Raw genomic sequence first — 13,911 nt, 5'->3', positions numbered from 1 at the left:
TCGAGATGATTTGGGAAAACAAGGTTATATTTAACATAAGAGAAAGGTGTGGTTTTGAGTGCACCACAAAGGTAACTTTGAGGAACAGAATTCCCTTTCTCTTTTTTAATCGTTTAGGACGCTATTGTTTTTAAACCTTAAATTATAATAGGAACATTTGAACGCTCTAGAATTATGAAAAAAATCTTCTACCTATTCCGATACATAAGCTGGACTGCTATTATCGGTTCACTACTTGGGTCTTTATTGCTTTTTGTAGCAGGTGCCTTAAAAACTTTTAATGCCTTTAGAGTTGTTCTTTTCAACTATATTCCAGAAGGCAAAGCACATTTGCATCCTGCAGATATAGCAACAACCTACCTAATAAAATCACTGGACACTTTTTTAATTGCCCTAGTACTTTTCATTTTTGCACATGGTGTTTACACCTTATTTATTTCAAACAAAAAGTATGAAGATGAAAAAAACGTCTTAAAATGGATACGAACACCAAATATTGGGCATTTAAAAAATGTACTCGCAGAGGTTATTGTCATAATTCTTTTTGTAAAATTTCTTGAGGTCGTTTTTGTGAATATTGATAACCTTAAATGGGAAATTGTAATTCTTCCTATTTCCATTGTTCTATTGGCTCTTGGCTTGAAATTTTTAAGCCTAAATAAAGAAGAAGTTAATACCACTAAAAAATAACAGATTATGAAAGCAATACAACATATACGTTACGGAGAAATTTCCGAAAGCATAAAATTTTCTGAAATTGAAAAACCAACTATTAGCAAGGATGAAGTGTTAATTGAAACATTTGCTGCTAGCGTAAATCCATTAGATATAAAAGTTATTAAAGGGAAGCTAAAAGCGCTAGGTAAATATACATTACCCGCAACAGTGGGCTATGACGTAAGTGGTAAAGTAGTTGAGAAAGGAGAGGATGTCATCAATTTTAATATTGGAGACGAAGTGTATGCCTATGTAGATAAACAAGGTTCATTTGCCGAATTTGTTTCAGTAAAACAAAACATTCTAAGCTTAAAACCAAAGAATATTAGCTTTGAAGAAGCTGCAAGTTTGCCACTAGTTAGTCTTACAGCTTCACAAGTATTGAAACGCGGTCAACTAAAGTCTGGTGATAGAATCCTTATACAAGCAGGTTCTGGCGGCGTTGGTTTCTTAGCCATACAGTTAGCCAAAGCAAAAGGCGCTTACGTGTATACTACTACTAGCACAGATAATGTAGCATGGGTTAAAGCACTTGGAGCCGATCGCGTCATTGATTATAAAGCCGAAGACTATAAAACTATTGTGAAAGATGTGGATATGGTACTGGATACACTTGGAAATGAGTACACTGAAGACGCATTTAAAGTAATAAAAAAAGGCGGGAAAGTAATTACCCTTGTAGGTCCCGTTGATAAAGAAACTGCCAAACGAATGAAACTAAATTTCTTCGTCAAGCTCTATTTGACATGGAAAAGAAGAAAAATAACAAAGCAGATAAAGCATAAATCAGCGTATTACAGTCTCCTTTTAATGAGAGCAAATGCAAAACAATTAAATGAAGTGACAGGTCTAGTAGAATCAGGTCAAGTAAAAACTGTTATTGATAAAGTGTTTCCTTTAAAAGATGCCTTAAATGCTATACTTTATGTTACAAAAGGACGAACCAAAGGCAAAGTTGTCATTAAAATAACCTAAATTATAAGTTGAGGATTTGAGAAAGAAGTCGATCAGGAAGAAATTCCTATGGCAACACCAAGAGCCGATTGGGTTTTCGGAGTTGTCAATTATCTTACAAATAAAGGCTTAAAAGAATTGAAGCAGAAGCAAAATTTGTGAGTATATGAACAAAAAATATTTATAGAGCAACCTATCGAGATTAATCGTGTACAAATAATCTAAATTACCACCAAGTTAAGGGTACTTTAAGATTAAATAAACTTGGATTAAATAAGTGATTTTTCAACCCTACCTCAAAAATAAAATTCATTTTGGAGCAACATTAACCCTCTTCAAACAATAGCAAAATTGTGAATATCAGATAGCAGATGAAGCTAATGTTTCCTAATATAAAATCTCATTTTTATCTCCAATAGCAAAGGTGCCAGGAAATAAAAACGTCGGTGATATAACCTTACTTCAACCCCCTGTAAATAAGAAAAATATAAAAATAGAAGTTATTGAATTGTAATATGACGGACAAGAATATTATAGACAAGGCTAGATTAGAAAATTTTAGCGATGGCGTTATTGCTATTTTAATAACCATTTTGGTTATGGCATTTGAAATTCCGGAAGATTTTTTAATTAAAAAATATTCAATTTTTGAATTACTAGAATACTTGATTCCTCAATTAATTCCATACGCAATTAGTTTTTTGGTAATAGCGGTGCACCTCTTCAATCATCATATTTTGTTTAACAAAATGAAAGCCGTAGATGCTACTTTTATTTGGCTAAATCTATTGTTTTTATTTACACTTTCGCTAATCGTTTATCCAACGGCGTTACTTGGACAGGTTCATAATCAAGAAACTGCAACTATGTTATTAGTTGGTGCTTACTTCGTTAAGGCCGTAACATTTAGATTGCTTCATCACTATGCAATATTCAAAAGTGGATTATATAAAACAGAAAAGACAAAAAAAGAATTAAGGAATGATACTATAATAAGCTGGCTTAAAGGGCCACTTATAGAAGTAATTGCTTTTTTATTAATTTTCATTAATTACAAATTAGCACTAGGATTAATATTTGTGGTTACCCTAACCTATATTATTCCTCCAAAAAAAATGTAATTGTATTTTCAAATTTAGCTGAAAAGAACCAAAGGCAAAGTCGTCATTAAAATGAAGTAAATTGTAAGTAGAGGATTTGTAAAAGAAGATGATCAAGTAGAAATTTTGATTGTTTCGTCTCTCTAAAAAAAAATAATTAATAAAATGTTGGGGAGCAACTAGTGTCCAAATACGAGCAAACTTTGTATGGACAATTGTGTTTTAAGCAAAACTACTAACAAAACCAGTAGAACATGGGACAAGATTCATTTATTTTACATTCAAACTATACACCTTCTGGCGACCAAACAGAAGCCATTGCCAAACTTATTGCTGGTATAAATAATGGAGCATCTCATCAGACCTTGAAAGGGGTTACCGGTTCTGGCAAAACGTTTACTATGGCAAATGTCATTCATCGTTTAAAACGGCCAACCTTAATCTTGGCACATAATAAAACCTTGGCAGCACAGCTATACAGTGAAATGAAAACTTTTTTTCCAGAAAATGCGGTTGAATATTTTGTTTCCTATTACGGTTACTATCAGCCAGAAGTTTATATCCCTGGCAACAGTCGCTTTATAGGTAAAAACTCTGCGGTTAACGAACAATTAGAGCGACTGCGTTTATCGACTACCAAATCATTAATTGAGCGAAAGGATGTTATTGTGGTAGCATCTGTTTCGTCCGTTTATGGCCTAGGTAGTCCTGAAGCATATCGTGCACTTCAAATACCATTAGCTCGAGATACAGAAATTAAAAAGGAATGGCTATTCGAACGTTTAAATCAGCTTCGGTATAGCCAACAAAAGAAAGGGAAAAATAAAAAGAAACTAAAACGTGCTATGTTTCAAGTAGATGGTAACATTATTGATATTTTTCCTGCTGACGCCGAACAATATGGTATACGCATAGAAATTGTTGCAAATACTATCAAGGGACTCTATTCTATAGATCCAATTTGTGGCCAAGTTATACGTGAATTAGATCAGTATTTGGTTTCACCTAAAACATTGTATTCAACACCCCAGAATAAGTTGATACTTGCAAGTGAAAAAATTCTTGAAGAATTGGATCTCCGTGTAGCAGAGCTTAACGATGAAAACCGTTTTGTTGAAGCAGCTAGACTTTATGAGCCCACGATGGATGATGTAGAAATGATGCAGCAAAAAGGTTACAGTTCTGGCATCGAGAATTATTCAAGTTATCTCAATGACCGTGATCCTAAATTACCTCCAACCACCTTACTTGATTATTTACCCAAAGATAGCCTGTTGTTTATTGATGAATCGCATGTAATGATACCGCAAATATCGGCCATGCATGCCAGTGATCAAAGTCGAAAAAACAACTTGATAGCGTATGGCTTTCGCTTACCATCCTCAAAAAACAATCGCCCATTAAGTTTTGAAGAATTTGAAAAATTAAAACCTCAAACTATTTTTGTTTCCGCCACACCTGGTAGCTATGAGCTAAAACGCTCAAAGGGAGAAACTATTAATCAAATTATTCGTCCTACTGGCTTATTAGACCCTGACATAGAGGTGCGACCATCAAAAAACAGGATGGATGATTTGTTAGCAGAAATCACTAAACGGGTTGCAGAAGACGAACGCGTCTTAGTATTGACCACAACCAAGAAAAGTGCAGAGGCACTAACCGACTTTATGGGTCACAAAGGTATTCGAGTGAGATACCTTCATTCTGATATTAAGACCTCCAAACGAACTGAAATTATTGATGCGCTAAGAGCTGGTGAGTTCGATGTGCTTATTGGTATTAATTTATTGCGAGAAGGGTTAGATATACCAGAAGCATCGTTGGTGGCAATACTTGATGCAGATCAAGCTGGCTTTCTACGTTCAGTACAAGCATTAATTCAAATTATTGGTCGTGTGGCGCGAAACACCAATGGCAAGGCTATTTTATATGCCGATAAAATAACGACTGCAATGCGTCAAGCAATTGAGGAATCAGAACAGCGTCGCGCACAACAAATAGCCTACAACAAGTTACATGATATAACACCTACATCATCAAAACGAAAACAAACTTCTGATTCAGAAGAGATATCAAAACCAGTGGTTCACGATCCTTTGTTTTGTAAAAACCTGCCTATGTTATGTCAATTAATTGGGGAGCGAGAAAAAGCCTTGTTAAAATTTACAGATAAAGAAGAATTGGAAAATATTGCAAAGGTTCGTGTTGAATTGGATAAGCTTTACAGTCAATTTATCTTCATGCAAGGATAGGCTTTGCGCATAATTTTACCACACTATTATTTATAGTCGATGCTTTAAAATACCGTATTCTATGTTGATAGAGGAGGGGTAAAATGAAAATATGTCATTAAAATTAACTATGAGTAGGGGGTATGTTAAAGAAGACAATCAAGAAGAAGAATCATTAGTTACGCCACGAGCAGACCTGCCGGAGAAGATTATATTACCTAAACAATAAATATTTTAGGTCATTTTTTCTTTGCTGTTCTGTATTCATTTTTCAATTAATTCATTTTCATTTTTCAAATAAATAGTTCGCGTTGGGTATGCCAAATCAACACCTATAGCATCAAAGCGTTCTTTTATGGTTTCGTTTACATCACATTTAAGTGAAAATGAATCACTAAAGTTTCTTGTCCAAGCCCAAGCACGAATCGTCATAGTAGACTCATTTATCTTAATCATTGCAGTTTTCACCATTGGTTTCCCGTCATTTATATCTTGTTCTGATCGGTTATCATAAATTAAAGAATGCTTCTCACACTCCTCTTGCATAATCTTCTTTGCCATAGCTACATCACTATCATAAGAAATTCCCATTTCTATATGCTCACAACATTTAAGATCTCCTAAATCGTAATTGATGAGTTTTTCTTTATTAATAATAGAGTTAGGAATCACAATCATTTTGTTCTCAAAATTACGAATGATTGTATGTCGCAGTGTAATATCGGTAACTGTTCCGACCATAGTATCCGTCACTTTAACTACGTCACCTAACTTGAAAGGTTTAAAGCCGATTATAAAAACACCACCGACTACATTAGCTAGTGCTTCTTGCGATGCTACACCTGCAATTAAAGCTATTACACCAGCTCCACCCAATGCGGTATTTGCAACCACACGCATAGAAGGGAAGGCTAACAGTGCAAAAATAATTCCAACAAAATAAATTGCAAAAACTGCAACGTAACGTAAAAACTTATAGCTAGTGTAATCATATTGATACTCAATCTTACGCTGGATACTTTTCTTAAACCACATATTAGTTGTGGCTGCTGCGACAATCACGAAAACAGATAAAAAGCCTAAGTACAAAACAAGTTCTATCTTATCTAAAATCACAGCGTCCATTTCGCGATCCACAAAGACGAAACCTAAAGCAATAACACCAATAACCAGCCACAATGTGTTTAAAATACGCTTAATTAAATCTACTGGCTCTGTTGTTTCTCCAGGAAATTTTTCTACTTCTTTTTTAACAAGCCAATTATGTAATAACGTTGTTAAAAACCGCAGCACAACCACTGTTACGATTACACCTACTGTCCAGATGATATGTGATGTATAAAGTATTAAAAATTCTTTCATGGTAATATCTTTTTATATTTTTCGAAAGTTTACACTCAATTTTTTGGTTGTTAAATACCTAATTATTCCACTAAACTCTTACTTAAATAAAATGCACACAAAAAACCAATAACAGCAATAAGACCTGTTGCCGAACGTGTTTTTTGGAATGCTTCAGGTATCATTGTATCTAATACCATTGCTAGTACGGCGCCTGCAGCAAGTGCTGTTGTACCCGCTGTAATACTTGGACTTACATTATCGAACAATGTATATCCTGCCCAAGCTGATATTCCAGAAATTACGGTGATTCCCAGCCACAAGCCAAAAATATAGGTTTTACTCTTCCCGCTTTTTTTCATTCCTGTCGTACTTGATAATCCTTCTGGGATGTTTGATAAGAAAATACCTATTACTGCTACGAGACTTACACCAGGACTAGTTAATAAACTCAGACCTATTGCAATAGATTCTGGTATTCCATCCAACAAGGCACCCATTGCGATAGCGATTCCATTATCTTCTTCATCTTGTCTCACTTCAGCACCAGATCGTTTCCTATGTCGTGCTCCCATTTTTGCGAGTATAACATTTGCACCAGTGTATATCAATGCGCCTATTAAGAAACCAATGGAACTTGCTTCGATACCGCCTGTTTGAAAAGCTTCGTCCATTAAATCAAAAGACAATACTGAAATGAGTACTCCACTACCAAAAGCCATAATGATGGCTATCCAACCTTGCGTAAGTTTTAAATAATAACCACCTAAGGCACCAATTAATAATGCAGACCCTGTAATCAGGCCCCAAAAAGTGGCTTCTAGTTGTGGATTCATTTTTTGCGGATAAATTGCTCTTGTTCAGCTGTTTTTCCTATCATAATCCCTTGAGACTGTCCTCTTCCTAAATAGGTATTTGCCCAGTTCCAAAAAGTTCTCCATTGGTTTCTGTAATTCACTAATAGAAATAAATGCACAAAAAGCCATGCAAACCATGCGACAAAACCTGTTAGTGTGGTTTTGGGAAAAGACATATCTGCTACCGCTTTTTGGTCGCCTATGATAGCCATAGAACCTTTGTCTAAATATGAAAAAGGCTTTGGTTGGTCCTCCTCAATCATTCTCGTAAAATTTTCGGCCAAGGTTTTGCCTTGCTGTTGCGCAACGCTACCCAATTGCGGATGTCCTTTTGGCCAGTCTGAATCTGTCATTTGAATACATGAATCACCTATAGCATATATGTTTTCAGAGTCTATTAGTTTATTATAAGCATCTACTTTGATTCGGTTTCCACTTGCGTAATATTCCTCTGGAATACCGTTAAATTTCATTGCAGTAACCCCTGCAGTCCAAATAAGCGTTTTAGTCTCAATGGTTTGTCCACCCTTAAAAAAGACCTTATCGTCTTTATAATCGGTTACAAAAGTGTTGAGCAATATTTTTATGCCCATTTTTTCTAGACTTTTTTGAGAATACTTTTGTGCTTTTTTACTCATGGGTCCGAGTACGCTATCACCACCATCTACGAGATAGATATTTAAAGCCTCGTTTGTTAGTTCTGGGTAGATACTTTTTAGTTTACGATTACGCATTTCGGCAATCATACCAGCGATTTCAACTCCAGAAGGTCCAGCTCCAGAAATCACGATATTCCGCATTTTGCGTTTCTCATCCTCATCTGTGCAAAAGGTATATTTTTCTCCCTCCATGATAAGATAGTTGCGTAGTTTTATGGCTTCGTCAACGGTCTTCATTGGTAACGCTTTTTTCTCAATATTGTCCATGCCAAAAAAGTTGCTTTTAGTACCAGTTGCCAACACCAGATAATCGTATTCCAACTCACTTGTTGATAGTATAACTTTGTTTTCCTCTGGAACAATTTTCACGAGCTCTCCCAACCTAAAATGCAAGTTTTCTTTTTTACTTAACAGTGTACGGAACGGTATAGATATACTTGAAATATCGAGCATTCCCGTAGCTACTTGATATAATAATGGCGGAAAAAAATTATAATTGTTTTTATCTACTAGCGTCACTTGCAGACCCTTCTTACCACCTAAATGCTTTGCGAGATTTATACCTGCAAATCCACCACCTATTATTACAATATGTTTATTTTTTGATACTTTCATTTAGTATAGTTTTAAGCAGATATAAACGTTTACTAACACAATGTTATTACTGGTCTTCAAGCTCATTTACCTGCTTGATTTTTGTTTTTAATTCCTCTTGTAATTTCATGAGATATTCCTGATATAATGTTCCGGCTGATTCCTTGCTTTTAAATTTCTCAAGATGATTTTTTTTATTGAATTCATTTATCTTTTCAACAACTTTAATCTCTTTCTCAAATAATTGAGAATATTTTTCCATAGCAGTTTTCACATATAATTTTGATGCTTTAAAGTACCGTTTTCGTTTGCCAGGCTTGGTATAATATTCGATATACTTCAGCTTTACCAATACATTCAAGTTGTTTGAAACCGAACTTTTACTTGCTTTATGTAATTCTGTAATATCCTGAAAAGTTAATCCTTCATCAGACTCTAAAATTAAGGTAGCGTAAATTCGTGCAGCGAGGGGAGACAAGAATGCGCGCTCTTCAATAATCACACCTATTTCTTCTATCAAGATACTGTATTCATTCGAACTCTCTTTCATTTTCATTCTCTTACATTATTTTAATATTTTACTTAGCATATTACACAGCTGCAGCACCGGCAGCTTTTATTTCTTCTATAGTTTGTGCATCGTTTTGAACTTCAACTTCACGTATATATCCTTTCAAATCTTGTCCTTTAAGACGTTTGCGTAACAAAACAACGCCACGTTTGTCCCGTCCTTCTAGATTAAGAAATGAGACGTACACCAAAACAGCACCACCTAATAAAGATTGTTATACCATCGATAATAACAATCTTTCTATGATTACGGTAATATGATATAAAGAATTTGAAACAGTAAAACCCAGTTCATGTTTTTTACTTACATGTCTAATGTTTGCTCACCACCACCATTTACAAAAATGATTTGACCACTTACCCAACTAGAGATAGGTGCTGCGAAATATAATACTGCTCCTGCAATATCTTCAGACTCTCCAAGCCTATTTATTGGAGTGTGCTTCAACATTGCCTTTTCAATCTCAGGAGTGAGTACAGTGCTTAAAGCAGCGGTACGTGTAGCTCCAGGGCCTATAGCGTTCATACGGATATTGTCTGGGCCATAATCATAGGCAAGGTTACGTGTCATATGATTGATTGCCGCCTTGGAAGATGCATATGCACTTATCGCCGGGCTTTTATTAATAGATGCCAGAGAAGACATGTTGATAATACTACCGTAGCCCGATTTTTTCATATGAGGAGCAACTAGCTGACATAAACGCCACATGCTAAAAACGTTCATATCGAAGACTTTCTTGAATTGTGCTACTTCAATGTCATAAGGGCTTTCTTTTCCGGCACCACCGCCTCCTACATTGTTCACAAGAATTTCAATACTGCCAAATTCCTTTACTGTTTGATTGACAAGGTTTACCAAGGCATCGTCTTCTAGAACATTACAATCAATAGCAATAGCTTTTCCGCCGTTGTCATTAATTTCTTTTGCTGTTTTTTCGGCAGCTTCGAGATTGTAATCTGAGACTACCACATTTGCTCCATAAGCCGCCAACATCTCACAACTTGCTTTTCCTATTCCTGCAGCACCACCTGTGATGATTGCAGTTTTTCCTTTTAAATCAAATAATTTTGAAGTGTCCATACTATACTGTTTACAAGATTATTAATTAAACACGCGTCTGAAATTGAATAACGAGTACCGTTTAAAATTTCTCTATGCGTGGTAATGTGCCTTATTGAGAGGCGTTTGTAAGGTCTTTGTCCATCTCATAAAGATTGGTATTTCCTTTAATCTCTGTTGAGGTAAGATTGTACTTGTCTATGATGCCATTGATTAACGTTTCTTCCTCAATTTGCTCGGTAACAAAATACTGACCGAAATTAAAGGTTGCCCAATCTTTTTCTTCGTGCGCCAGATTAACGATTTTATCAATTTCCTTAGAATTGTTTATTTCATGCTTCAATATCTTAGCAAGGCAATCACCGATATCTTTCGGATTTGCGGGTGCGGCATCTATCGCCTCTATTTTAGCACTACCGCCACGATCGTTGATATATTTTAAAATTTTGAACATATGCTCTCTTTCTTCATGCATGTGGCCGTAAAGAAATGTGGCGATACCTGAAAAACTATTGACCCCTGGCCAAGAAGCGTACGATAGGTACACTTGAGCCTGATAAGCCTCGCGGGTCATTTGAGTGTTCAATAATTTTTCCATTTTGTCAGAAATTCGCTTTGTGTTCATTATTTATGTTATTCCTTTAAAATTATTGATTTTGATTGAAATTCGATAGTTGATATTATATTTTTTTTGACGTTATTCAATAGCTGCGACCTTCACCATTTGCTTACCGATATTTTGGCCTGAAAAGAGTCCGATAAAAGCAGTGGGTATATTTTCAAAGCCTTCTACCAAATTTTCACGATACTTTAATTCGCTATTGTTGTACCAGCTTGCGAGCTGCTTTTTTGCATCTTCGAACTCGTCTTTAAAATCAAAGACCACGAAACCTTCCATCAGCGCACTTTTATTTATAAGATTGTGCATCGGACGTGGACCTTTAGTTGGTGCCGATGCATTATATTCGGCGATTTGACCGCAGATGGCGATTCTGGCCTTCTTGTTAATGTTTGCAAATACCGCGTCGAAAATTTCTCCACCCACATTGTCGAAGAAAATATCTACACCGTCTGGGCAGGCTTGTTTAACTGCTGCTGTCATATCAGCCGTTTTTTTATAATTGATACCTCGGTCTAGTCCTAATTCGTTTTCGAGATAATTTATTTTATCCGATGAACCCGCGATAGCTATGACCTTGCAACCTTTGATTTTTGCAATTTGTGAAGCAATACCACCGACCGAACCTGCTGCGCCCGAAACTACTACCGTTTCACCTTTCTTTGGCCGTCCAATTTTTAACATGCCGAAGTAGGCTGCCAATCCTGGTATGCCTAGTAGGCTCGCTGCCGTCGATATTGGGGCCAAATCAGGGTCAATTAGTTCAAGCGTGTCAGAGTTTATACTTTGAAATTTTTGCCAAGCTAATCGTCCATGAACAATGCTTCCGACTTTAAAACCGCCGTTTCTACTTTTGACGACCTGTGCCACCGTTCTGCTAGTTATCGGTTCGTTTAGATTGAATTTTTGTCCGGTATAGCCTATGTGACCTTTATCCATAAATCCTCGCATTCCAGGATCTACTGATACGTAGAGGCTTTTAAGCATCACCTGACCATCCTTAACATCGGGCATCTCAATCGTATTGATTTTAAAGGTACTTTGCGTAGGAACTCCCGAAGGATGTTCGGCCAATACAATTTCTTTATTTTGTGGTTCTTTTTTCAATTTCTGTTCTCTTTGTTTTTAAGTGTTACTAGTTTGAAGAGTCTCGCGAGACCCACTAGAATTCCTATTATAATTTTTGTATCCTTTTATGCCTCTCATTCTTGCTTCTGTCAAGATGCCAATACAGTGGAAATGTTCCTCAGAGCAGTTGGCCTACTTATTGAATATCCTTTCATTTTTTTCAACGCAGTTATCGCAAGCTTCGATGATAATTTTAGTAAGATTTATGTCTTCGCTAAATTTAAATTACTGACTCAAAACCGGTAATATTTCCCCAGCAAGGGTTATTACCTTCTATTATATTCATTTTCGGTTCAATCTTTAAATACAGTCTTACCTTCTTTGATAGTTTCCAAAACTTGAATATTCTTTATTTTCATAGGGTCAATGGACAATGGATTTTTATCCAAAATCACAAAATCAGCTAGTTTACCCACTTCTAAAGACCCTTTAGAATCTTCTTCAAAAAACTCGTAAGCCGCATTGGTTGGAATTGCTTTTAATGCTTGATATGGCGTTGTTTTTTCGCTTTCGCCTATAACGGCTCCTGATCTAGAAACACGATTTACCGCTGACCATACCGTGAATAAAGGACTTACCGGTGTAACCGTAGCATCTGAATGATTAGTAGGTTTTAAGCCTAAACGTTCTGCACTTACCATGGGGCTTAAAAAATCTGCCCTTTCTTTTCCTAAATTCTCCACATGAACATCACCCCAGAAATATGCGTGATTTGTGAAAAAGGAGGGTTCCATATTGTGTTTCTTGAATGTTTTTAATTGTTCAGGACGTACAAACTGTGAGTGTATTACAATGGTTCTTCGATCTTTGTCTAAAGGTTGGCCTAATTTATCACAAGCATATTCGTGTGCGGCGATTACCATATCAATAGTTGCGTCACCGTTACTATGAATGAAGAGTTGATTGTCTTCTGTATAAGCAGTAACAAACAAGTTGTTAAGTGTCTCTTTTGAAAGACTTGGTAATCCTCTACAATCGTGAGAACATCCAGGAACTACTGTCTTGAAAGGCTCTGTGAAATAAGCAGTCTTACCTTGTGGCGAACCGTCTGCTACTATCTTAGTACCTTGAACTTTAAAACGGTTTTTATAGGTTTTAAAGTTGATTAAACTGTCTTTAAGATTTGTTTTTAAATCGTTATTTCCACCCAATGCAATCAAGTCAATTTTAAGTTTACCGGCATCTGCTTGAGACTGAAAGAAATGTATAGTATTACGGTCTGTCATTCCATCTTGTGCAGTTGTAATTCCATTGGAAGCATAATATTCTTGCGTAGCATCAAAGTATTTAGTTTGGTCTTGTGCTAGAATCTGAAGCATATTACCCACAAAAGGATACATCGCAGTTTCTTGAACCAAACCGTTGGGCTCTTTTGAATTTGGTATTCTTGCGATGTTGCCGCCAGTAGGATTCGGTGTTTCTGAAGTTACATTCATCATCTTAAGTGCCATTGAGTTGGCTACGCCCATATGTCCACTAGTGTGTTGTAAATACACGGGATTGTTAGGCAATACCGCATCGATTTCCATTTTTGTAGGATGACGCTTTTCTGCTAACTCGCCATTATCGTAACCCCAACCAAAAATCCATTCACCATTAGGAATATTATTATCCAGTTTGTAGGCTTTCATTCTTTTAGTAATATCTGAAATATTAGTAACTGTTCCTACAGGTTCTGGGTTCAAATCTACTTGTCCCATTGAATTTGACACCATTCCAAAATGGCTATGTGGGTCAATAAAACCAGGTAGCAATGTTTTGCCTTGAAGGTCTATTTTTTTAGCATTCGAAAATTTTGCTTTTGCTTCTTCCAAACTCCCAACAAAAGCAATTTCACCATTTAGTTCTACTACCGCTTTCGCAAAAGCTGGTTCGTTTCCACTCATAGTAATTATTGTACCATTGTAGAATATTTGAGACACAGCTGTAGGCTTCCCCGTCTTAGGACACGTCTAAATTCGATAAATAATTATTATTTAGGTCAGGTTTGATGAAGAATTTAAATTCTTCATCAAACCTGGGCATACACTCTTTAGGTGATTTATTACCTAAAGATTTATGTGGGTGGTTGAAGTTAT

The 13,911-nt window shown here is 36.0% G+C and carries 12 protein-coding genes; 4 read left to right on the top strand and 8 right to left on the bottom strand.

Translation table 11 applies throughout. From position 1 onward, the window contains the following. Positions 1-174 precede the first annotated feature (174 nt). From ES765_RS20760 to uvrB, 4 genes are all read left to right on the top strand, one after another. On the top strand, positions 175-690 hold the full coding sequence (locus ES765_RS20760) for a YqhA family protein (protein ID WP_138116358.1): 516 nt from the start codon (positions 175-177) through the stop codon (positions 688-690). 6 nt (positions 691-696) lie between these two features. After that, entirely contained in the window at positions 697-1,692 is a 996-nt protein-coding gene (locus ES765_RS20755) for an NADP-dependent oxidoreductase (protein ID WP_138116356.1), read from the top strand. 494 nt (positions 1,693-2,186) lie between these two features. Then, positions 2,187-2,792 (top strand): TMEM175 family protein, encoded by a 606-nt coding sequence (locus tag ES765_RS20750; protein WP_262710703.1) that lies wholly within the window; start codon positions 2,187-2,189, stop codon positions 2,790-2,792. Positions 2,793-3,025: 233 nt separating this feature from the next. Continuing rightward, a complete protein-coding gene (gene uvrB, locus ES765_RS20745) occupies positions 3,026-5,023 on the top strand; it encodes an excinuclease ABC subunit UvrB (protein ID WP_138116352.1) in 1,998 nt (665 codons plus the stop codon). 243 nt (positions 5,024-5,266) lie between these two features. Here uvrB and ES765_RS20740 read toward each other — a convergent pair whose 3' ends face one another. From ES765_RS20740 to ES765_RS20705, 8 genes are all read right to left on the bottom strand, one after another. Then, the gene (locus ES765_RS20740) at positions 5,267-6,364 is read right to left on the bottom strand and encodes a mechanosensitive ion channel family protein (RefSeq protein WP_138116350.1); all 1,098 of its coding nucleotides are present in this window, start codon (positions 6,362-6,364) and stop codon (positions 5,267-5,269) included. A 62-nt stretch (positions 6,365-6,426) separates the two neighbouring features. Continuing rightward, complete coding sequence (locus ES765_RS20735) at positions 6,427-7,179, bottom strand: ZIP family metal transporter (protein WP_138116348.1); 753 nt, start codon at positions 7,177-7,179, stop codon at positions 6,427-6,429. Continuing rightward, a complete protein-coding gene (locus tag ES765_RS20730; protein ID WP_138116346.1) occupies positions 7,176-8,474 on the bottom strand; it encodes an NAD(P)/FAD-dependent oxidoreductase in 1,299 nt (432 codons plus the stop codon). Before ES765_RS20730 ends, ES765_RS20735 begins: the two co-directional genes overlap by 4 nt. A gap of 46 nt (positions 8,475-8,520) precedes the next feature. Then, a complete protein-coding gene (locus ES765_RS20725) occupies positions 8,521-9,009 on the bottom strand; it encodes a GbsR/MarR family transcriptional regulator (protein ID WP_138116344.1) in 489 nt (162 codons plus the stop codon). 318 nt (positions 9,010-9,327) lie between these two features. Next, complete coding sequence (locus ES765_RS20720; RefSeq protein ID WP_138116342.1) at positions 9,328-10,107, bottom strand: glucose 1-dehydrogenase; 780 nt, start codon at positions 10,105-10,107, stop codon at positions 9,328-9,330. 91 nt (positions 10,108-10,198) lie between these two features. Next, on the bottom strand, positions 10,199-10,711 hold the full coding sequence (locus ES765_RS20715) for a ferritin (protein ID WP_138116340.1): 513 nt from the start codon (positions 10,709-10,711) through the stop codon (positions 10,199-10,201). Between the two features lie 72 nt (positions 10,712-10,783). Continuing rightward, positions 10,784-11,812, bottom strand: a complete 1,029-nt coding sequence (locus ES765_RS20710; RefSeq protein ID WP_212744281.1) for an NADP-dependent oxidoreductase — start codon at positions 11,810-11,812, stop codon at positions 10,784-10,786. A gap of 314 nt (positions 11,813-12,126) precedes the next feature. Further along, positions 12,127-13,719: an amidohydrolase gene (locus tag ES765_RS20705; protein ID WP_138116338.1), complete on the bottom strand. Its 1,593-nt coding sequence runs from the start codon at positions 13,717-13,719 to the stop codon at positions 12,127-12,129. Positions 13,720-13,911 lie beyond the last annotated feature (192 nt).

The sequence above is a fragment of the Maribacter sp. ACAM166 genome (assembly GCF_005771495.1).
Lineage (GTDB): Bacteria > Bacteroidota > Bacteroidia > Flavobacteriales > Flavobacteriaceae > Maribacter.
This window is presented reverse-complemented; position numbering and strand designations above follow the sequence as displayed.

Excerpts from the sequence above, each read along its gene's own strand:
- ES765_RS20760 (WP_138116358.1), top strand. The coding sequence starts at position 175 with ATGAAAAAAATCTTCTACCTATTCCGATACATAAGCTGGACTGCTATT.
- ES765_RS20755 (WP_138116356.1), top strand. The coding sequence starts at position 697 with ATGAAAGCAATACAACATATACGTTACGGAGAAATTTCCGAAAGCATA.
- ES765_RS20750 (WP_262710703.1), top strand. The coding sequence starts at position 2,187 with ATGACGGACAAGAATATTATAGACAAGGCTAGATTAGAAAATTTTAGC.
- uvrB (WP_138116352.1), top strand. The coding sequence starts at position 3,026 with ATGGGACAAGATTCATTTATTTTACATTCAAACTATACACCTTCTGGC.
- ES765_RS20740 (WP_138116350.1), bottom strand. The coding sequence starts at position 6,364 with ATGAAAGAATTTTTAATACTTTATACATCACATATCATCTGGACAGTA.
- ES765_RS20735 (WP_138116348.1), bottom strand. The coding sequence starts at position 7,179 with ATGAATCCACAACTAGAAGCCACTTTTTGGGGCCTGATTACAGGGTCT.
- ES765_RS20730 (WP_138116346.1), bottom strand. The coding sequence starts at position 8,474 with ATGAAAGTATCAAAAAATAAACATATTGTAATAATAGGTGGTGGATTT.
- ES765_RS20725 (WP_138116344.1), bottom strand. The coding sequence starts at position 9,009 with ATGAAAATGAAAGAGAGTTCGAATGAATACAGTATCTTGATAGAAGAA.
- ES765_RS20720 (WP_138116342.1), bottom strand. The coding sequence starts at position 10,107 with ATGGACACTTCAAAATTATTTGATTTAAAAGGAAAAACTGCAATCATC.
- ES765_RS20715 (WP_138116340.1), bottom strand. The coding sequence starts at position 10,711 with ATGAACACAAAGCGAATTTCTGACAAAATGGAAAAATTATTGAACACT.
- ES765_RS20705 (WP_138116338.1), bottom strand. The coding sequence starts at position 13,719 with ATGAGTGGAAACGAACCAGCTTTTGCGAAAGCGGTAGTAGAACTAAAT.